Origin of the sequence: Catenibacterium sp. AM22-6LB, assembly GCF_003435615.1 — a bacterium.
GTDB lineage: Bacteria > Bacillota_I > Bacilli_A > Erysipelotrichales > Coprobacillaceae > Catenibacterium > Catenibacterium mitsuoka_A.
In genome coordinates, this window is sequence record NZ_QTUM01000033.1 from 1 (window position 1) to 20,112 (window position 20,112).

The window sequence follows — 20,112 nt, forward strand, 5'->3', positions numbered from 1 at the left end:
ATTACTGATTATTTTTTTGAATTTTTACTTGATTTCTATTATCCAATTTTTTTATGCATCAAAAAAGCCTGAGTTAATTCTCAGACTTGTGTGTAAATGTAATAATAAGACCTGCTACAATTGTACCAGCTAGAAGTGCTATGACATACTTAAATGGATTAGTCATGAGATAGATAACCCAGATACCACCATGAGGTACCTTTATACCACATTTATAGTATGCAGATAATGCGCCTGTAATGAATGAACCTAAGATACATGCAGGTAGGATGTGCTTTTGATCCTTCTTCATAAAAGGAATGGCCCCTTCTGATACAAATGATAAGCCCATAATAATATTCTTTAAAGTAGTATCTCTTTCTTCTTTAGTCCATCTTTCCTTAAATATAAGTGTAGAGAAACCAATTGCTAGAGGTGGAATCATACCAGCACCCATAACTGCAGCCATGATCACATCTGAATTAGAAGCTTCAGTAAAGACTAAAGCATTCGCAAATAGATAAGCAAACTTATTAATAGGTCCACCCATATCAATAGACATCATCGCACCAAGTGATGCACCAATAATAACGACTGAAATAAGTGGTAAATCATAGAGACGATTGATAATGAATGCGTGACCCTTAACTAAATATGTATTAAGTACTGTCATTGCTATACCAGATGCAAGTACTCCTAATACTGGATAAAGTAAAACTGGTTTAATACCATCAAACATATCAGGAACATTCTTAAACAATCTTTTTACTGCAAGTACTAAGTATCCAGCAAGAAAACCTCCTACTATAGCTCCTAAGAAGCCTGATGAGTTTGCTAGAGCGTCATATGGGTTATAGGTCCATTTCAGTGAATAGCCACTATAGGCAATATAACCACATACAAGTCCTGGTCCTAAGGCTGGGCGATCCGCAATACTCATCGCAATATAGCCTGAAAATACAGGCAAGACAAATAAATGAAGGATATTTCCAAGTACATTCAATATATCAAAGTATTGTGTATTATTAAATGTAAAACTATATGTAAGTACACTAATAAATCCTGCTGCCACTAGAATAGGTAAAGCATGAGAGAAACCATTCATTAAATGCTTATAAGGAATATGCCATCCCTTTTCCTGGTTATTGTCTACCTTTATTTTTTCACCCTTATAAACAGGTGCTTTTCCATCTAGAATAATTCTAATTAATTGTCCTGGTTCATCAATCCCTCTTGCCACAGGACAGCTATAAAGTGGCAAACCATTAAAACGGTTTAAAGAAATATTCTTATCAGCTGCAATAATAACACCCTTAGCGTTTTCTATATCTTCTTGCGTGAGTTCATTCTTAACTCCTATTGAACCCTGTGTTTCTACTTTAATAGATACACCCATTTCTTTAGCTTTCTTTTCTAATGCTTCTGCAGCCATATAAGTATGGGCTATTCCTGTAGGGCAGGCAGTGACTGCTAAGACTTCTGGATGTTCTACTGTTTCTGCTTCATGTTTAGCACTTTGTGCTAAATCAATAATAGATAAGAATTCTTCAGGTGTTCCCGCATTCTTTAAATCTTCACAGAAATCATGATCCATAAGTAATGTAGATAACTCACTTAATACCTGTAAATGTACATTATCTCCATTATCCGGTGCAGCTATTAAGAAAATAAGAGTAGTAGGTTGCCCATCCATAGACTCATAATCAACACCTTCAGGTAATGTCATTGCCGCAATACCTGCTTGAGTAATCGCATTTGTTCTTGCATGAGGAATCGCAACACCATCTACCATCCCTGTAGTAGAAAGATTTTCTCTTTTTATAACTGCTTCTTTATATACTTCTTTATCAGAGACATTGCCCTGTCTATACATTAAAGATACCATTTGTTCAATTGCATCCATCTTGCTAGAGGCATGTCCATGAATCTTGATGGCTTCTTTACTCATCAAATCTGTTATTTTCATATTATTCTCCTAGTTATGATATACATGCATTCTAGCATAATTTTGTGTATATAAGTACAGTAATATTATGTTTAGAAGAAATTATTTTTCTTATTATTTAACAGTCGTAAGTAATGAGACTATAATAGAAGAAGAAAGAAGGTGTTACTATGTATGCAGTCATTTATGGTGACATGGAAAACGGAGAAAACATTGAAGTAGAAGGATTATTTCAAACGCGCGTTGAAGCAGTGAAGGCATTGTACGAGAGTGCATCTAAGACATTTGATTCATTGAATATTGACATTGAATCATGTGAGGAAGATAAGTATGACTGGAGTCCTCGTGGCGAGATACACAAGGAAAGTGCCTGGGCTAATAGTGGCGGTAAAGATGGATATGCTTTGTTTTGGAATGTGATAGAGATAGATAACAGAGCTTTTCAAAACAAATAAATGTAAAATATGACATATAAAGCGAAAAGTTTCAACTCCAAAAGAGTTGATGCTTTTTTATTGCCTTGAAATAAGGTAAAATTGAATTAAAGGCGGATCACACTATGAAAAAAGAAGCGAAGAAAAGACTTTATGAAAGTACTTTGGAGTTACTAAAGGAGAGTGATTATGAAAATCTGACAATAGGAAAGATATGTCATAATGCTGATTTATCAAGACAGTCCTTTTATCTCCATTATCGTTCTAAGGATGAGGTTTTAAAGGAAATCTATTTTAATCTATTTAAATATACTTATCTAGATAGAATAGAAGACAAAGACTATATAGAGTCTGATGATTTTATTATGAAAGTAATTGATGTCTATGAAGCGCATGCAACCATATTCATTACATTAGAGAAGTGGTATTACCAGGATTTTTTATCACAGGAGAAGCAGCGTTTTCTAGAAGAAGTCTCTCTTCGTGAATTTGACAATCCATTTATTCAGAAGTACTTCAAGTATTTCTTGATTTCTTTCTTAACACCACTCCACTATATTATGATGGGATGGCTTAATGGGGATAAGAAGGAATCTAAACAGGAACTACAATCAATCATTAAAACATTTGTATATCACAAATAATAAAAACCCTCTCAAACGAGAGGGTCTTTGTCTTATAGATCTTTTGTTAGATTGTATGCTTCTGTAATAGCTGTCTTGATATTTCCAATTTCATGGGCATCACCAATCATATGGTAGTTAAGACCGCTTTCTTCCAACATTTCTTCTACTGCTGGGTTCTTCTTATAACCAGCTGCAAAAATTAAAGTATCTGCATCCTTAATAGTATGAGTCACACCGTCAAGTGTATAGTTGATTTCAGTTTCAGTCACTGATTCTACCTTAGCACTTGTAATGATCTTGATACCCTTCTGCATCATTCTTCTTACAAGTAAGCTTCTGCCTGGTCCAGATTCATTCATCATAACACCATTGGCCATTTCAAGTACTGTGACATCTCTATTTCTAGGGAATAAGTCATTGATTAATGGTGCTAAGTAATCAGCTGTTTCACATCCTACTGATCCACCACCAATAATAACGATCTTACGACCTGGGAACGCTCTACCAGCAAGTACATCATCAGCTGTCATCCATGATTTAAACTGTGTAAATGGATTAATAACGATTGGAGATGCACCTGTACCTGCAATGACTTCATAATCCTTAAACTCATTCTTTAACATCTCTAATGTCACTTCTGTATTTAATCTTACATCCACACCTTCAAGTTTATGAGCCATATACTTGATAACGAGTGTTAGATCCTGTTTTGCGATAGGAACTGCAGCTAAGTTCATTTCCCCACCTAACTTATCATCCTTTTCACATAATACAACATGATGACCTCTCTTATGAGCTACAAATGCAGCTTCCATACCAGCTGGTCCACTACCAATGACAAGAATATTCTTCTCTTCTTCTGCTTCTTTAATTGTATCTTCATTTTCAATTTCTAATGATGGATTGATTGTACAAGATACACGTTTACCAAACATGATGCCTGTTAAACAGCGTAAGCATCCAATACATGGTCTAATATCCTCAACATGACCATTCATTGCCTTATTTACAAATTCTGCATCACATAAGTTAGCACGACCCATCATACAGATATCTGCTTTATCATTCGCAATAAGTTCATCCGCAATCCAAGGTTCAGTAATACGTCCTACTGTTGCCACTGGAATAGATACATGCTTTTTGATTTCTTCACTTAATAATGCATGTGAACCCATCTTAGTACCTGGTGCTGGAATAGAACTTCCTCTCGCAATAGTTGTACCACCAGAGACATGAAGCATATCAACACCTGCTTTTTCTAATGTCTTAGAAACATAGATCATATCATTGATGTTTAAACCACCATCAGTATATTCATCACCAGAAATACGTACATCAATAATAAAGTCCTTACCACACATTTTACGTACTTCTTCAATAACTTCTAAAGTAAGTCTTAATCTACAAGAAATATCTCCTCCGTATTCATCTGTTCTCTTATTATATAAAGGAGATAAGAAACCACCTAATAAACCATGCGCATGAGCTGCATGGATTTCAACACCATCAGCTCCTGCAGTCTTTACTCTTAAAGCTGCTTCACCAAACTGTTTAATAATAACCTTTAATTCTTCTTTAGTGACTGAACGTGGTGCTTCTTTTGCATAATATGGTCCTACATTACTTGGTGCGATTAGTCTTGGTGTACCAGGAATTGGGAAAGCCATATAAGCTGGGTGGAATAACTGTGGTAAGATCTTACAATCATACTGATGTACAGCTTCAGTTAATTTTTTCCATCCAGGAATAAAGCTATCATCATGAATAGACATATCTCCTGGTAAATAAATATATGTTGGTTCTACTGTAGTAACTTCAGTAACGATTAAACCAACACCACCTTTTGCACGCGCTGCATAATGTGCAACAAGTGCATCAGTGACATAACCCTTATCAGCTAAGTTTGTACTGATAGGAGGCATAAAAACTCTGTTTTTTACGACTGTTTCACCGATTTTAATAGGCGAAAATAAATGTGAAAATTCCTTCATTTGTATTTTCCTCTCTTTCGTCCACATTATATCACTCCTCTTGTGAATAAAAAATCATGCTTATATATAAAAACAGTCATATTTTGCCTTCTTAGTGTTAAGAGAAGACAATATATGACTGTTATAAAACAATTTGTATACGCTTACCTTTATTTGATATTTTAATCTCTTCTTTTGTTTCTAGTTTAATATGTTCTGCATTTAAAGTAATCTTACACTTTTCATCTTCATAGATTGTTTCTTCTTCATTAATAAAGTCTTCTAGTATACTATCAAAGTCATGAAGTTTCATTTCTTTTTCTACAGTAGGCGCAAAATTCTTCTTAAAACGTTTTCTATAATTGCTAGGTGATATACCATAGATTTCTTTAAATGCTTCTGTATAAGCCTTAGAATTAGGCATACCACATTCATCTGATATCTCTGATATATTCTTGATGCCTTCTAATAGATCTTCTAGAGAAGCACGAATACGTACACTGTTTAAATATTTAATAAAAGTAATACCAGTAAACTTCTTAAAGAGTTTAGACGTATAACTTAAACTAAATGAAAGTGTATCTGCCACATCACCTAAAGTAAGATTTTCATTATAATGTGAATCTATATATAAAATAGCCTGCATATAGTTCTTATGGGCTTCATCCTGTAAAGGTAAAGAAGACATAGAGAATGAGACCTGAGAAGCAATAGAGAGGATATCCATCATATAGGCATTCAAAGTATAAAGGTTATAGTTTTCCTGTCTAATAAGTTTGAGGATTCCTGATATCTTATTTTTTAATTGATCATAGGCCTGATTTGTGACAATCATTGTAGAAAAAGCCTCATTACTATTCCCACTCAAAGCGGAAGTCATACGATCAAAATCTATATGTATTGTAAGAATCACTCCATCTTTCTTATGAGAGATTAAATGTATATCTCCAGGGGCAATCATCACAAGTTCACCTTTAGATAGTTTAGAAGTAAGCTTCTCTGTCACTATCTGATATTCTCCCTGCAAGACATAAGAGAGTTCTAAACTATTTTGTCTAGAAAAGATATGACGATCAAAGCTGTTGATACTTAAAGAGAGAGGATAACCAAACTTCTGTCCTGAAAAATCATAATAACTTGTCATATTCATCATAATAGTAAGTCCTCCAGATATTTACCTATTCCATCATGATCACAATCATCACATACTGCATCAGATAATTCTTTTACATGTTCAAGTGCATTTCCCATTGCGACACCTATTCCTGCTTTTATAAGCATAGGAAGATCATTTTCACCATTTCCAAAAGCAATTGTATCCTTTAAATCTATATGGTGATACTCCGCAATTCTTTCTAACATCGTTCCTTTATCAACACCTTTTGGTCCTATTTCAAGCCAATAAGGATCAACTAAAGAACATGTATAATCCAGTCCCTGCGTGTCAAAAGAAGGACGTCCAAAATACACAAACTTATCAAAGATTGTATCAACGTGTATTGGAATATGCAAATGTAGTAATCGAACAAGTAATGATTCGTTATAGTGAAACATGATTCTTTTATTGTTTATATATACGATAAAGCCATAGTGATGATCTTTCGCATATTTTCTTACTTTTAGATAATCGTCATAGTTTAAACGTTCATGTTCAAATATCTTATTACCTAAATGATCATGATAGTTTTGGCCATTGTTGCAGGAATAGCCACTCATTGGATATTTTTCAAAATGAAGTATATTACCATACTTCTTTAGACTATTAATATGTCTACCACTAGAGAGAATAACACCTATTCCCTTCTCTTGTAGTTTAATGAGTGTTTCTAGTGTTCGTGGTGAGATTTTTTTATAGTGATTCAGTAATGAACCATCCATATCACAGAATATGAGTTTCATAGAACACCTCCTAGAAACTATCATAACACAAAAGGCTTCAAGACATAATTCCTGAAGCCAAAGTAATAAGATATTTAGTAAAAACGATAAGTATAAATGTAATCATGAACGTATGAGAACCTAATCTTTTATAGAATAAAGACATACATAGTCCTACAACTATTTCAATGAAGACTGCCCCTATAAGTCCTAAGATACAAATATCATAGAAGAAGAAATCAGTGAGAATAGAAAAGAAAACAAATACAACAAGTGTATTTACAATTCTTTCAAGCATCAATGTATGATACTTCTTTCTTCCCATTCTGATAATTGAAAATATATCTATTTCAATATACTGGAAGATACAATCAAACACTATTTTTAAATAAAAATAGTTAACTAGAAGTGAAAAAACAATATAAATAGTTCTTTGAGGAAAGAAGTATTTGATATCTGCATAATCATTAAAGTTGATATGAAATACTTCTTTACAAATAAGAAATAGAATGAAGAGAGAAACATAGTTCTTAATAGTCTTCACATTGAAGCTTCCCCTCTTCTAGTAAATAGATATGAGTATAGTTTACACGTGCTAAGCGGTCATGTGATGCAATCACTACACTTTTACCCATTTTCACTAATGTATTCACCATATTCTCAAATACGATAATGCTCTCTTCATCCAACCCTCTAGTTGGTTCATCAAAGAAAATAAGATTCTGATTTTCCATAACTGCTTGGATAATACCTGCTTTTTGTCTCATACCTACAGAATAATTCTTAAGTGTGGAAGAACTATCATAATCTAATGAGTACATATGACATAGTTCTCTTATTCTTTCTTCATTATAGTGATGATTGATTGAAGCAAGAAACTCAAGATTGAATCTTAAAGATTCATTTTCAATAAATCCTGGATTTTCTATAAGTGCACCAATATATGTATCAGGCTTCTTTTCAATAGTGCCTGAATCAGTTTGAATAATATCGCAGATGATCTTAAAGAGTGTAGATTTACCACATCCATTCTTTCCATGTATATAGAGACATTCTCCTTTATTTATTTCTAGATTGATATCTTCTAATACAGTGTTTTGTTTAAAGCTCTTTTTAATATGATTGACTTTCAACATCTTTATTTCCTCCTAGAAGAACATGTAATGATAAGCAAGATTAATAATGATAGGTAAAGCGATATAGAGAATATTTGATTTTCTATTGAACTGTAAGTAAATAATGGATATCTCAAACAGATAAAGAAATGTGTAAATAACTAACATCAATAGAAGCTTGATATTCATATGAGAAATACCATATATAAGAAATAAAAAGCCATAGAGAATAATCAAGAAGGATAGTGTGATAATAATCATAAAAGAATAAGTGGTTTGTTGTGTATTCTTATATCCCAAACGTGTAATCAAAGTATGATTAATCCCATTGATGATCATCACCTTCTTATACATAATCACTAGATAAGTAATATTCAAAATCAAGGTGATATAGTTACTTGTAAGAAGAATATAGATGAAGTTTACTCTTTTACTTAATCTTGTGACTACAGGAATAAGAAGAATCAAAATAATAAGTGAAATAGTGTCCTGTTTCTTAATAAGTTTAAGTAGTGGAGTCATGATAATCCCTCATTCCAAAAAGAATAGATGACAAAAGATAATAGAGTAATGCCGTACCAATACAGAAGAGATAAGGATTGTTATTTAAAACAGGACTTTTAATAATGCTTGGAGTAAGAATATTTATGATATTAAGGAAATAAGCCAATGTAGCAAGCAAACTTCCTGATGTATTATAGAATGTATGAGATAAAACTGATGCACCAATATAAAGAATAAGAGATACAAGTAATCCAAGTGTTCGATAGAGGTAAACATTCTTTATAAAGTACTGTAATGAGAACAAGAAATGAGAAAAGATTGCATAACCAATTGATGAAAGAATTATATATACAATAAGATTAAGAAATAATGAACTAGATAATAGATTAGTCTGTCTAGTTGCATCCATATAGATTGGATTAATAGAAAAGGATATCTTAAAAAAGAAAAGATGAATGATTAGTATTGTAAGTAGATGAGTCATAAGAATAAGAATGAATGTCGCAAGGAAATTGAAATGTCTTTCTTTTTTATGATAAAGAGAAGAAGACATACGTGTTATCATAAAATGATTGAATTTATTATGCTCATACAGTAAGAAATCAGCACTAATGATATTAGGTACAATGAGAGTAGTGAGGACATATAATATAAGTGTAAGTCCTGAATCCTGTAAGTAATAGAAGAAATCTAAACCCATTTCAGGATCCTTTGATTTCATGAGTATCATTTCTTTTTTAGGAATAGAACTAAAAGCCCCTTTATAACTGATAAATATTCCTGTAATAACTACAATGAAATAAATAGAAAATAAAAGAAGTTTCTTTTTGGATTTAAATAAGTAGAAGAATTGTTTCATAATTAGTCTCCATAATATGTTAGAATATATTTAATAGTTCTTTTGTTTATTTCATTTTAAATAATACATAATATATATTCAATTGTGTGATCGTTAATGGTCTATTTAAAAGCGTCAATGATAAGGGGATGATAGCTATGGTATACAAAATTGCGATTGTAGATGATGAAGAAAATGACTTAAAACATGTTTGTCATCATATAAGTGATTTCTTCTCATCTACAGATATAAAGCTTAATACATATATGAATGCTTTACAGTTTCCTATAGATAGAGATTTTAATGTCTTATTTCTTGATATCGATATGCCTCATGTTTCTGGATTAGAACTTGCGAAAGAGTATAAAAAAAGACATCAAAATGCGTTAATTATCTTTATTACCAGTCATAATGAACTGGTTTATAAAGCATGTAATATACATCCTTTTGACTTTATTAGAAAGGAGAATCTGGATATAGAAATGCCTGATGTATTAGAAGAAATCAACTATCAATTGTCTCATCTACATCCTAATGTGACATTTTATATTAACGGAAATGCCTATATATTAAGAAAAGAGTCTATTCTTTATTGTGAAAGTTTCAATCATCAAACAGAGATACATTTTGATACATCTTCTATTACTGTCAATATGCAGCTAGGTGATGTAGAAAAGACGCTTGATTCTAATCATTTTAAAAGAGTTGGACGTTCTTATCTCGCAAATATGAAAAAAGTGACTAAGCTAGAAGGTACAACATTATATATAAATGAGCATTACCAGATACCAATAAGTAGAAGAAAGAAAAAGCTTGTAATAGAGTATATGAAAGAGGTGCATCAATAATGTTAGAAACAAATAATATAAGTTTCATCACATTATCCTTGATGTTGTTGTCATTCTTCTATTATGTCTATTCTATCAGCATTAAAGAGAATCTAATCAAGTTTATTGGTTCTGTACTAGTATTATCATCTGTTTCTATTATTTCTTCTATGTTCATACATAATGGACTTCTTAGTATATGTATATTAGGTTTATGCCTCATTCTGTTTAAGCATGACAGACTTCTAGAATGTCTATTTATATCAATTTACTTTATCTTTCTTAAGGTTCTTACCTATGTGATTATGACATGGGGTATCAATATTTTCATATATGATCTGGTTTTACCTATTCATGATATAGTCTATGGTTCAGATCTTCTTTTATGTATATTCTTGCTTCTTACAAGGCATTTGTTTAAGGGTTATTTAATGCGTATTAAAGAATATACCGCCTTCTATCTTGGTATCCATTCTGTATTAACACTTATCTATCTGTCCTATCTTATTACTATTTTCAAAAAAGGTTCTCTTCCCCTTGAAAGTTCTATAGAAATTGTATTGATTACTATTCTTGTAATGTTGATCTACCAGATGGTTAATAGAATATTAAGTATAGAGAAAGAGAATTATCTAGTAAAATTAAACAATGAGGAACTGAAATTCAATAAGAAGAATTATGAAAATATCATTACTCATATGAATGAAATCAGAAAGATCAAGCATGATATGAATCATATGTTGTTGTCATTACTGGAAGATTGTGAAAAAAAAGATTATGAATCACTCCATAATCATATTAATAACCAATTACATAGAATTAATGAAACACAAACAGTGGATACGGGTAATGCATCTTTGAATCTTATATTAGCTTCTCAATTATCTAAGATTAAAGGTAAGAATATTGAATTTATTTCCAGTCAATTTGATGATGATACCCCTATGGATAAGATAGATTTCTATGTATTACTAGGTAATTTATTAGATAATGCGATTGAGAATTGTACATCAAAGTCTATTAAGAAGATTATTCTTGATATCTATAAAGAGAGTAATGATTTCGTTATTGATATTAAGAATACCAGTATCAATAATCCTCTTGTAGATAACCCAAACTTCAATACAACTAAAGAAGATTGTGGTCATGGGTTTGGAATGCGTTCTATTATGAATATAGTCAATAAGTATTATGGAGAGATCACTTATGATTACTCATATCGTTATTTTAGTGTTCAAATCAGAATAAAAAGCTAGAAATTCTAGCTCATCTTTTAAATAATGTCTCTTCTATGGCACAGATTTTATCTGCAATACATACTATCCATGCTTCAGTGCATGTAGGAGGAACAGGAGTTAAAGGAAACATGTGTCTGGCTATAATATTTTTAACTCGTGGTGAGAGTGTGTAATCCATTTCTGCATTTCTTTTAGCACACCCTGGATGAGTAAAGCCATGGAAATGTCTACCCTTTCCATCATGCCAGTCATATAAGAAATAGTCATGAAGTAATGCTCCAATGATTAAAGCATCCATATTAACCTGTATTGGAAGCCATTTGGCTATCTTTACACTCATACGAGCAACATTGACACAATGTGTATAGACAGAAATAGAACCATGTTGAATATAGTTCTTAGTTTCATTTAAGCGACCTGCAGTTTCTAAATAGCGTAACTTCTTCTGAATAATATATGACATTTATATATCTCCTCTTGTTGAAACCTACAATCTGCCTGTATTATAATATAAATAAATGAAACAATATATGGTCAAAACATAATAGAAATGTTGCTAAAGATACATATTGTTTAGAAAGTGGGTAATAAAATGGACCAAAAGACAGATAAACGTGTTATCAAAACAAAACATGCTATATATAAAGCTTTTGTAGAGCTGTTAAATGAAAAAGATATCAATCAAATCACAATTACAGACGTTGCGAAAAGAGCCAATATTAACCGTAAAACATTTTATAATTACTATTCAGATATCAATGATGTCATGGAAGAAATAGAAAATCTAGTAGTCGCAGCTTTTATCAAAAACATTGGTACAGTCGAGTTTACTAATATGGCTGATTTCTTAACTGAAATCTTTATTAAGTTTACAGAAACAGTAAATCATGATTTAGAATTCTATGGTTTACTTTTTAAGACAAATAACCGTTCTTTTCTTATTGTAAAAATTGTAGATATTCTTAAAAAATATGTACAACAGCGTATTGAAGAAACAGAAACACTAGATCAAAAAAGATTTAAAGTAGCAGTTGATTTGTGTATTCCTGGTATTATATCTGTATATATGAATTGGTTTACAAATAGTTATGATTATTCTATAGAAGAATTATCTAGTCTTCTAACAGACTTTATTCTTAATGGAATACAAAAAAATTGGCCAGGCAATTAAGCCTGACCATTTACTTTATGTCGATAATTGGAGTCAAAAATGTATCTTAATCCTCGTTTAATAATGGTAAAGAACGTAGGGGAACGATACATTTTTTCTTTTGGAAAATGATTTCCAACCACCTGTAATGTTTTCACATTATCACGTGTAGAGAAAGTAAAATGTCCATTGTTTTTAGTGAATATTGCGAAACGTGCAATTTTCTTATTAAAGTATACAGAAGCACTGATATAATCAATTTCTTCCCATGGAATCTGAATAAAGTCTTCTTTATTCTTTTCGTTATAGAACTCAAAGGCCTTGTCCCCTACCATGACATCCCCATAGTTAGTTAAACCATTAAGTGAAGTTGATTTAATTGAATAATCAACTTTTGTATTTTGTGATTGTGCCATTTTATTTCCTCCTTAAAGATAAGAGGCAGTGAAACTGCCTCTAGTAATTACATAATACCGATAACTCTTGCAACGATACCAACAACGAATAATGCGATGATGATAACGATTGGAGATACCTTTTTCTTTAATAAATAACAGCATAATAATGTAAGTAATAATGCTGCTAAACCAGGTACTAACTGGTCTAAGTTCTGCTGTAAAGTAGTAACCTTAACCTGGTTTAATCCATTAGCACCAAGTGAGCTATACTGACTTAATGCTTCTTTGATACCTGCAGCACCCTTTGGTAACTTATCCCATTCGATATAAGCACCTTTAGACTGAGTAACCTGAGATACTACTGGAGTAAAGCTGATAGATACCCATCTCTGTACTAATGCACCGATGATGAACATACCAAGGATAGAAGCACCTTCAGTAACCTTACCAAGAAGTCCTCCTGACATATCCTTAGCAATAGAAGTACCTACTTTGTAACCGAATTCCTGTGTATACCATAAGAATGCGATACGTACTAAGTTCCATACTACGAAGAATAATAATGGTCCAACAATGCTTCCTGATAATGCAAGTGAAGCACCTAATGCACCTAAGATTGGTCTTACTGTAAACCAGAATACTGGGTCACCAACACCAGCAAGAGGTCCCATCATACCAACTTTAACACCCTGTACAGTCTGGTCATCTACAGGCATACCATTTGCACGTTCTTCTTCAAGTGCTAATGTAACACCCATAACTGGAGCTGATACATAAGGATGTGTATTATAGAATTCTAGATGACGCTTTAATGCAGCGGCTCTATCTTCTTCTTTTGAATATAATTTCTTGATAGCTGGGATAATTGAATAACACCAACCACCATTCTGCATACGTTCATAGTTCCAAGAACCCTGAAGGAACTGATGACGCCAGCATACGTCCATTCTATCTTTTTTAGATAGTGTAATCTTATCTGCCATAATGTTCGTCCTCCTTCAGATTAATAGTCGTTTAAGATGTCACCAAGTGGATCTCCAGATCCTCCAGCGCCACCATTACCTTTACCAGCATTGTCTTTTAATCCAAGATAGATTAAAGCAAGAACAACACCAATAACACCTAATGCGATTAATGTAAGTTCTGAAATAGCAGCTAAAACGAAACCAAGAGCGAAGAATGGCCAAGTTTCTTTTGTAGCCATCATGTTGATAACCATTGCATAACCTACAGCGGCAACCATACCACCGCCAACAGCCATACCACCAGATAACCAAGCTGGCATAGAATTTAATGCACCTGTTACAACCTTAGCTGGAACGAAGCAAAGGATAACTGCTGGGATCATAATACGAAGACCCTGCATTAAGATTGCAGCAACCTGCCATCTTTCAATAGCCTTATAGTCACCTTTTTCTGCAGCTGCATCCATGAAGTGAACCATAGGGATTGCAAGAGTACGACAGATCATTGTTAAGAATAAACCTGCAACTGATAATGGTACTGCAACAGCGATAGAAGTATTGATAGCGTTAGTAACGTTTGTACTACCACCCTGTAAACCTAATACCATGATGATTGCTGAAGCAACTGATGCAAGAGCAGCATCTGGTGCAACAGCAGCACCAACGTTTGCCCAACCAAGGGCAATCATCTGTAATGAACCACCAAGGATGATACCTTCCTTTAAGTGTCCAGTAACTAAGCCGATTAACGTACATGCTACTAGAGGCTGATGGAACTGGAATTCATCAAGAATACCTTCCATACCTGCAAGTAAAGCAACAATCGCAATCAGCACAATTGAAATTGCTGACATAAATTATTTCCTCCCTTATTTAGACAATCCTTCTTTAGCTTTGTTAAGGATTGCATTGATGTTATCAGGTGAATCATTTGGTACTTTACGTACATCAAACTTAACACCCTTAGCCATAAGCTTTTCAATAGTATCTACATCATCCTGACCCATTGATACAGCTTTAGTACAAACGACTTTACCCTGTGAATGAGCCATAGAACCTAAGTTCAATGTCTTGATGTCAACGCCACCTTCGATTGCACGAAGTGCATCCTGTGGGTTTTCAAATAATACTAATGCTTTTGTGTTACCAAAACGTGGATCCTTAGCAACCTGGATCATCTTATCGATTGGTACTACGTGAGCTTTAACACCTGGAGGTGCTGCCTGAATAATCATTTCTTTTCTAAGATCATCATGAGCCACACCATCAGATACAACGATGATACGGTTTGGCTGAGTTGTCTTAGTCCATGCAGTCGCAACCTGACCATGTAATAAACGTGAGTCAATTCTTGCTAATACATACTTGATGTGACCATCACCAATAACTGTTCCTTCAGGAATAGCGCCCTGAGGTGCTGGTGCAGCAGTAGCTACCTTTTCTTCCTTCTTAGGTTCTAGTGTTTCAGGTTTTGGTTTAACACCATCTCTTGCCACTTCAGTGACATGTGTAGCGATTTCATGAGCTGTTTCCATAGACATACGAGATGCATAAGTTTCAATCAACATTGGTAAATTTAAACCAGTGACAATTGCCCACTTATCTTCATGTCCATTAAGTAAAGCACTTGCCTGATTGAATGGTGTTCCACCCCAAAGGTCTACAAGGAATAATACTTCATCCTGATTTTCAAAACCAGCAATCGCTTCTTCCATTTTTCTGCGAATATCATCTGGTCCTTCGCTAGGCATTAATGTGCAGGCTTTAACGTTAGCCTGATCACCAAAGATCATAGATCCTGACTGGAAAATGCCTTCTGCGAATTTACCATGACTCGCAAGGATAATTCCTACCATTTTATCTCCTACCTTTCATAATTGTAAGTAAGTAGTGAAGATATACTCCATATGTATATGGACATTCATACATATAACTTATATATTCATCTAATCCCTATCAACTTATATTTCTAGATAAATACAGGTTCTCCTCGAAATATATCTCCTATTTACTATGCTTACATTATATCACTATCATTTTTCTATGCAATAATCCCGTTTTAGGAATTATAAATACCATACTTTTGTATTATATATACCGTATACATAAAAAAGTTGACATCATATCCCATATATGATAGTGTCTATATACAAAACCTTTTGGTTGTGGATTTTTGTCAGAGAAATCTTATTTTCGCCACACAGCGTTTTTTTTACGTTGTGTGGCTTTTTGTATGTTTAGGAGGAAAATTATGAATCAAGATTATATGAAAACAAAACCTATACTCCCTTTAGTATTATCGATGAGCTTACCAATGGTGTTATCCATGCTTGTTAATTCTCTCTACAATATCGTAGATAGTTTCTTCGTAGCGCGTATTAGTGAGAATGCGATGAATGCTTTATCTCTAGTATTCCCTATTCAGAACCTTATTACTGCGATTGCCGTAGGGTTTGGTGTGGGCATGAATGCTGTGATTGCATTCTATCTAGGTACAGAGGATCATAAGAAAGCTGAAGATTCTATGGCACAGGGATTATTACTTTCAGCAATCCATGGTCTAATTTTAATGGTTGTCTGTGTTGTGTTTATTCCTAACTTCTTAAAGTTCTTTACAAATGATCCTGTTGTATTAAAGGATGGGATATTATATGGACGTATTGCCTTCTCATTCTCTTTTGTGATTCAGGTAGGCATTGCCTTTGAAAAAATCTATCAGTCTTTAGGACGTATGGCTCTCACTATGAAGATTATGATTATAGGATGTGTCACAAATATTATTCTTGATCCTATTTTAATATTTGGTTTAGGTCCTATTCCTGCAATGGGTATTGCGGGAGCTGCAATTGCGACTGGTATTGGTCAGACAGTTCCTTTTATTCTATATCTATATTATTATAAGGTAGATTTACCACTACGTATTCATAAGGAAGCTTTAGAAAGTACTCAATATTATAAGAAGTTATATGGTATTGGTATTCCTGCTACTTTAAATATTGCCTTACCTTCTGTTCTTATTTCTGTATTAAATGCGATTCTTATTTCTTATTCAGCTATCTATGTTGTAGTACTAGGTATCTATTATAAGCTTCAGACATTTGTCTTTATGCCATCTAATGGAATCATCCAGGGTATTAGACCACTTGTTGGATATAACTATGGGGCTAAAGAATATGATCGTATTAATAAGATCTATAAGCTCACTCTTGGTTTAAGTTTAATTATTATGATTGCTGGAACACTTCTTTGTTTTGTATTCCCTAAAGAAATCATGGGACTCTTTACTAAGAATAAAGAAACACTTGATGCCGGTGTGACTGCCTTACGTATTATCAGTATTTCTTTTGTCTTCTCTTCACTCTCACTTACTTCAGGAGGTGTACTCGAAGGACTAGGTATGGGTATTCCATCACTCATTGTTTCTTTATGTCGTTATGTAGTCATTATTCTTCCATGTGCCTATATTCTTTCTTCACTACTTGGACCAACTGGTGTATGGCATGCTTTCTGGATTACAGAAGTATTTACTGCAGTTGTTTCTCTACTTATATATAAGAAGAAAAAGAAGGATTCATTTAACTTATGAGTGAAATCACAAAACATGCATTAGAAGATTCTTTAAAGGTATTACTCTTAAGAAAACCTTTCAATAAGATTACGATTGGTGATCTCACAAAAGAATGTGGTATTAACCGTATGACATTCTATTATCACTTTACTGATATGCATCATCTTCTTTCATGGATCATCTTGGATGAAATACATTAATTACTATTAGATACAAATATCTACCCTGAAGGATTTATCCGCCTTATCTTAAGATGAAAGAAAGTCCTGAGTTATTGTCTAATAAAATGAGTGAAATTATGGATGGATGTATTCATAGAGCACTTAAAAGATTTGAAATACATCAAAACTAATAGTTTGATTAAAATTTTTACACTTGATTGGTCATGATAAGATATTTATCATGGCTTTTTGTTTGTTTAAATAAAAGTGATAAAATATGATTTATACTAGAGTCATATCAAGGAGGTATGAATTATGTATTATTCATCAGGAACTTATGAAGCATTTGCACACCCAGAAAAACCAGAGGGTGTTGAAAAGAAATCAGCTTATATTATTGGAACAGGTTTAGCAGGTTTAACTGCTGCCTTCTATCTCGTAAGAGATGGACAGATGCCTGGCAATCATATTCATTTATTAGAAAAGCTAGAACTTGCAGGAGGAAGCTGTGATGGTTATAAAGATGTTCACAAAGGCTTCTATATGCGTGGAGGACGTGAAATGGATAACCACTTTGAAATCATGTGGGATGTATTCCGTGATGTACCTTCTATTGAAACGCCTAACGTATCTGTATTAGATGAATATTATTGGCTTAATAAGCATGACCCTAACTACTCTTTATGTCGTGCAACAGTCAATAAAGGTGAAGATGCGCATACTGATAAACTATTTAAATTAGATAAAGATAGTGCAATGGCATTGTCTCAGCTCTTTATTACACCTGAAGCAGATCTTGAAGAAAAGAAGATTTCAGATGTATTACCAAAATCATTCTGGGAAACTAATTTCTGGTTATATTGGCAGACTATGTTTGCATTCCAGAAATGGTCTAGCGCATTAGAAATGAAGCGTTATTTATGCCGTTATGTACATCATATTGATGGTTTACCAGACTTTAGTGCTTTAAGATTTACTAAGTATAATCAGTATGAAAGTATGATTTTACCTTTAATTGAATATTTAAAGAAACATGATGTAGATGTTCAGTTTGGTATGGATGTCAAGAATGTCATTATTGAGGATGTAGATGGTAAGAAAACAGCTAAAGAACTCATTTATGTAAAAGATAATAAAGAACAGTCTATTCCTTTAACTGCAGATGATTTAGTCTTTATTACTAATGGATGTTGTACTGATACATCATGTTATGGTGATCAGACACATGCACCTGATTTATCTCATATTGTGAATGGTCAAGGTGAATCATGGGATTTGTGGAAAAATATTGCGAAACAAGCAAAACATGACGAATATGGACATCCTGATGTATTCTGCAGTGATACAGAAGCGACTAACTGGATGAGTGCCACTGTAGAAACATCTAATGAAGATATTATTCAGCATATTATGAATATTTGTAAACGTGATCCTCGTGCTGGTAAAGTCACTACTGGTGGTATTGTGACTGTTAAGGATAGTGTAAATAATTGGTTCTTATCATGGACTATTAACCGTCAGCCACAGTTTAGATCTCAGAATAAAGATACAGTACTTGTATGGCTTTATGCTCTTCATACTGATACAGAAGGTAACTATATCAAGAAAACTATGAGAGATTGTACAGGTGAAGAAATCTGTCAGGAATGGCTTTACCATATTGGTATGGATGAAAGCAAGATCAAAGACTATTCAGAAAATGCATGTAATACAACAACATGCTTTATGCCTTATATCAATGCCTTCTTCCAGCCTAGAAAGAATGTAGACCGTCCTAAAGTTGTACCAGAAGGTGCAGTGAACTTCGCATTTATTGGACAGTTTGCAGAAACACCAAGAGATACTATCTTTACTACTGAGTATTCTATGCGTACAGGTATGGAAAGTGTTTATACATTACTGAATGTAGATCGTGGTGTACCTGAAGTATGGGGTTCTCAATATGATATCAGAGAATTATTACGAGCAGCTTATTATGCAGTAGATAAAAAGAAGATTAATGAGTTACCATTAAACTTCAAGGAAAAGATGCTTTTAAAGACTGTATTAAAGAATGTAAAAGGTACAGATCTAGAACTCTTATTGAGAGATACAGGATTAATAGAATAACGAGCAAGCTGGTTATCCAGCTTGTTTTTTTCTACAAAAAGAAAACAGTCAATCGGAAAATGAAAGACTGTTTACTGTTTTTTATGTGTTCAACTGATAATCCTTACGAATATTGTCGAAAGCTGTTTTTGCGTTTTTTGTACGTCCAGCCTGTACATCAGCATATCCTTTTTCTAATTCTTCATTCAACTCTTCTTCTGATAATACACTCATATCAACTATTCTCTTAGAAGACTTTACTTTAGATTCAATTCTTGCATATAGATGAGTAGACATTGCAGTAATATAAAACACACCCCCTTTTGATATTTTCATCACTTATATTATATACATTCAATCGCAAATATAATAGGGTAGACAAGAAATAGTATTAATTTAAAGATTAATCACTATTTCCTTGCCTCCCG

The 20,112-nt window shown here is 33.1% G+C and carries 22 protein-coding genes; 8 read left to right on the plus strand and 14 right to left on the minus strand.

Translation table 11 applies throughout. The features are described from left to right. Window positions 1–73: 73 nt before the first annotated feature. On the minus strand, window positions 74–1,945 hold the full coding sequence (locus DW269_RS08015) for a fructose-specific PTS transporter subunit EIIC (RefSeq protein WP_117459286.1): 1,872 nt from the start codon (window positions 1,943–1,945) through the stop codon (window positions 74–76). A 149-nt stretch (window positions 1,946–2,094) separates the two neighbouring features. On the opposite strand from DW269_RS08015, the gene DW269_RS08020 reads away from it, so the two are divergent. Together DW269_RS08020 and DW269_RS08025 are read left to right on the plus strand one after the other, a co-directional pair. Next, the gene (locus DW269_RS08020; RefSeq protein ID WP_117459287.1) at window positions 2,095–2,379 is read left to right on the plus strand and encodes a hypothetical protein; all 285 of its coding nucleotides are present in this window, start codon (window positions 2,095–2,097) and stop codon (window positions 2,377–2,379) included. A gap of 104 nt (window positions 2,380–2,483) precedes the next feature. After that, window positions 2,484–3,002, plus strand: a complete 519-nt coding sequence (locus tag DW269_RS08025; RefSeq protein WP_117459288.1) for a TetR/AcrR family transcriptional regulator — start codon at window positions 2,484–2,486, stop codon at window positions 3,000–3,002. 32 nt (window positions 3,003–3,034) lie between these two features. Here DW269_RS08025 and DW269_RS08030 read toward each other — a convergent pair whose 3' ends face one another. The 7 genes from DW269_RS08030 to DW269_RS08060 form a co-directional block, all read right to left on the minus strand. Next, complete coding sequence (locus tag DW269_RS08030; protein ID WP_117459289.1) at window positions 3,035–4,975, minus strand: FAD-dependent oxidoreductase; 1,941 nt, start codon at window positions 4,973–4,975, stop codon at window positions 3,035–3,037. A gap of 121 nt (window positions 4,976–5,096) precedes the next feature. Further along, window positions 5,097–6,107 carry a helix-turn-helix transcriptional regulator gene (locus DW269_RS08035; RefSeq protein WP_117459290.1) on the minus strand — a complete coding sequence of 337 codons (1,011 nt, stop codon included), beginning with the start codon at window positions 6,105–6,107 and terminating at the stop codon, window positions 5,097–5,099. Next, window positions 6,104–6,853, minus strand: a complete 750-nt coding sequence (locus tag DW269_RS08040; RefSeq protein WP_158546341.1) for a Cof-type HAD-IIB family hydrolase — start codon at window positions 6,851–6,853, stop codon at window positions 6,104–6,106. Before DW269_RS08040 ends, DW269_RS08035 begins: the two co-directional genes overlap by 4 nt. Window positions 6,854–6,890: 37 nt before the next feature. After that, window positions 6,891–7,376 (minus strand): hypothetical protein, encoded by a 486-nt coding sequence (locus DW269_RS08045; protein WP_117459292.1) that lies wholly within the window; start codon window positions 7,374–7,376, stop codon window positions 6,891–6,893. Next, complete coding sequence (locus DW269_RS08050; RefSeq protein ID WP_117459293.1) at window positions 7,363–7,968, minus strand: ATP-binding cassette domain-containing protein; 606 nt, start codon at window positions 7,966–7,968, stop codon at window positions 7,363–7,365. The genes DW269_RS08045 and DW269_RS08050 overlap by 14 nt, the downstream gene beginning before the upstream one ends. A gap of 12 nt (window positions 7,969–7,980) precedes the next feature. Further along, complete coding sequence (locus DW269_RS08055) at window positions 7,981–8,469, minus strand: hypothetical protein (protein ID WP_117459294.1); 489 nt, start codon at window positions 8,467–8,469, stop codon at window positions 7,981–7,983. Beyond that, window positions 8,453–9,310 (minus strand): hypothetical protein, encoded by an 858-nt coding sequence (locus DW269_RS08060; protein WP_117459295.1) that lies wholly within the window; start codon window positions 9,308–9,310, stop codon window positions 8,453–8,455. Before DW269_RS08060 ends, DW269_RS08055 begins: the two co-directional genes overlap by 17 nt. Window positions 9,311–9,447: 137 nt before the next feature. Here DW269_RS08060 and DW269_RS08065 point away from each other — a divergent pair, with 137 nt between their 5' ends. After that, window positions 9,448–10,137 (plus strand): LytTR family DNA-binding domain-containing protein, encoded by a 690-nt coding sequence (locus DW269_RS08065; RefSeq protein ID WP_158546342.1) that lies wholly within the window; start codon window positions 9,448–9,450, stop codon window positions 10,135–10,137. Beyond that, complete coding sequence (locus DW269_RS08070) at window positions 10,137–11,372, plus strand: GHKL domain-containing protein (protein ID WP_117459297.1); 1,236 nt, start codon at window positions 10,137–10,139, stop codon at window positions 11,370–11,372. The genes DW269_RS08065 and DW269_RS08070 overlap by 1 nt, the downstream gene beginning before the upstream one ends. 10 nt (window positions 11,373–11,382) lie before the next feature. Here the strand turns inward: DW269_RS08070 and DW269_RS08075 are convergent, their stop codons facing one another. After that, window positions 11,383–11,817, minus strand: a complete 435-nt coding sequence (locus tag DW269_RS08075; protein ID WP_117459298.1) for an HD domain-containing protein — start codon at window positions 11,815–11,817, stop codon at window positions 11,383–11,385. A gap of 129 nt (window positions 11,818–11,946) precedes the next feature. Here DW269_RS08075 and DW269_RS08080 point away from each other — a divergent pair, with 129 nt between their 5' ends. Continuing rightward, on the plus strand, window positions 11,947–12,525 hold the full coding sequence (locus DW269_RS08080; protein WP_117459299.1) for a TetR/AcrR family transcriptional regulator: 579 nt from the start codon (window positions 11,947–11,949) through the stop codon (window positions 12,523–12,525). On the opposite strand, the gene DW269_RS08085 is transcribed toward DW269_RS08080, so the two are convergent. The 4 genes from DW269_RS08085 to DW269_RS08100 are packed head-to-tail and all read right to left on the minus strand — an operon-like array spanning window position 12,522 to window position 15,723. Further along, the gene (locus DW269_RS08085; protein WP_117459300.1) at window positions 12,522–12,920 is read right to left on the minus strand and encodes a DUF956 family protein; all 399 of its coding nucleotides are present in this window, start codon (window positions 12,918–12,920) and stop codon (window positions 12,522–12,524) included. The genes DW269_RS08080 and DW269_RS08085 overlap by 4 nt on opposite strands. Window positions 12,921–12,967: 47 nt before the next feature. Next, complete coding sequence (locus DW269_RS08090; protein WP_117459301.1) at window positions 12,968–13,885, minus strand: PTS system mannose/fructose/sorbose family transporter subunit IID; 918 nt, start codon at window positions 13,883–13,885, stop codon at window positions 12,968–12,970. A gap of 20 nt (window positions 13,886–13,905) precedes the next feature. Continuing rightward, window positions 13,906–14,721 carry a PTS mannose/fructose/sorbose transporter subunit IIC gene (locus DW269_RS08095; protein ID WP_117459302.1) on the minus strand — a complete coding sequence of 272 codons (816 nt, stop codon included), beginning with the start codon at window positions 14,719–14,721 and terminating at the stop codon, window positions 13,906–13,908. A gap of 15 nt (window positions 14,722–14,736) precedes the next feature. Further along, on the minus strand, window positions 14,737–15,723 hold the full coding sequence (locus DW269_RS08100) for a PTS sugar transporter subunit IIB (RefSeq protein WP_117459303.1): 987 nt from the start codon (window positions 15,721–15,723) through the stop codon (window positions 14,737–14,739). A 395-nt stretch (window positions 15,724–16,118) separates the two neighbouring features. Here DW269_RS08100 and DW269_RS08105 point away from each other — a divergent pair, with 395 nt between their 5' ends. The 3 genes from DW269_RS08105 to DW269_RS08115 all read left to right on the plus strand — a co-directional run bounded on the left by DW269_RS08105 (window position 16,119) and on the right by DW269_RS08115 (window position 19,705). Further along, window positions 16,119–17,453 (plus strand): MATE family efflux transporter, encoded by a 1,335-nt coding sequence (locus DW269_RS08105; protein ID WP_117459304.1) that lies wholly within the window; start codon window positions 16,119–16,121, stop codon window positions 17,451–17,453. Next, window positions 17,450–17,635 carry a TetR family transcriptional regulator gene (locus tag DW269_RS08110; protein WP_117459305.1) on the plus strand — a complete coding sequence of 62 codons (186 nt, stop codon included), beginning with the start codon at window positions 17,450–17,452 and terminating at the stop codon, window positions 17,633–17,635. The genes DW269_RS08105 and DW269_RS08110 overlap by 4 nt, the downstream gene beginning before the upstream one ends. 276 nt (window positions 17,636–17,911) lie before the next feature. After that, the gene (locus tag DW269_RS08115; RefSeq protein WP_117459306.1) at window positions 17,912–19,705 is read left to right on the plus strand and encodes an oleate hydratase; all 1,794 of its coding nucleotides are present in this window, start codon (window positions 17,912–17,914) and stop codon (window positions 19,703–19,705) included. An 81-nt stretch (window positions 19,706–19,786) separates the two neighbouring features. On the opposite strand, the gene DW269_RS08120 is transcribed toward DW269_RS08115, so the two are convergent. Beyond that, entirely contained in the window at window positions 19,787–19,999 is a 213-nt protein-coding gene (locus DW269_RS08120; protein WP_226793564.1) for a hypothetical protein, read from the minus strand. Between the last annotated feature and the right edge of the window lie 113 nt (window positions 20,000–20,112).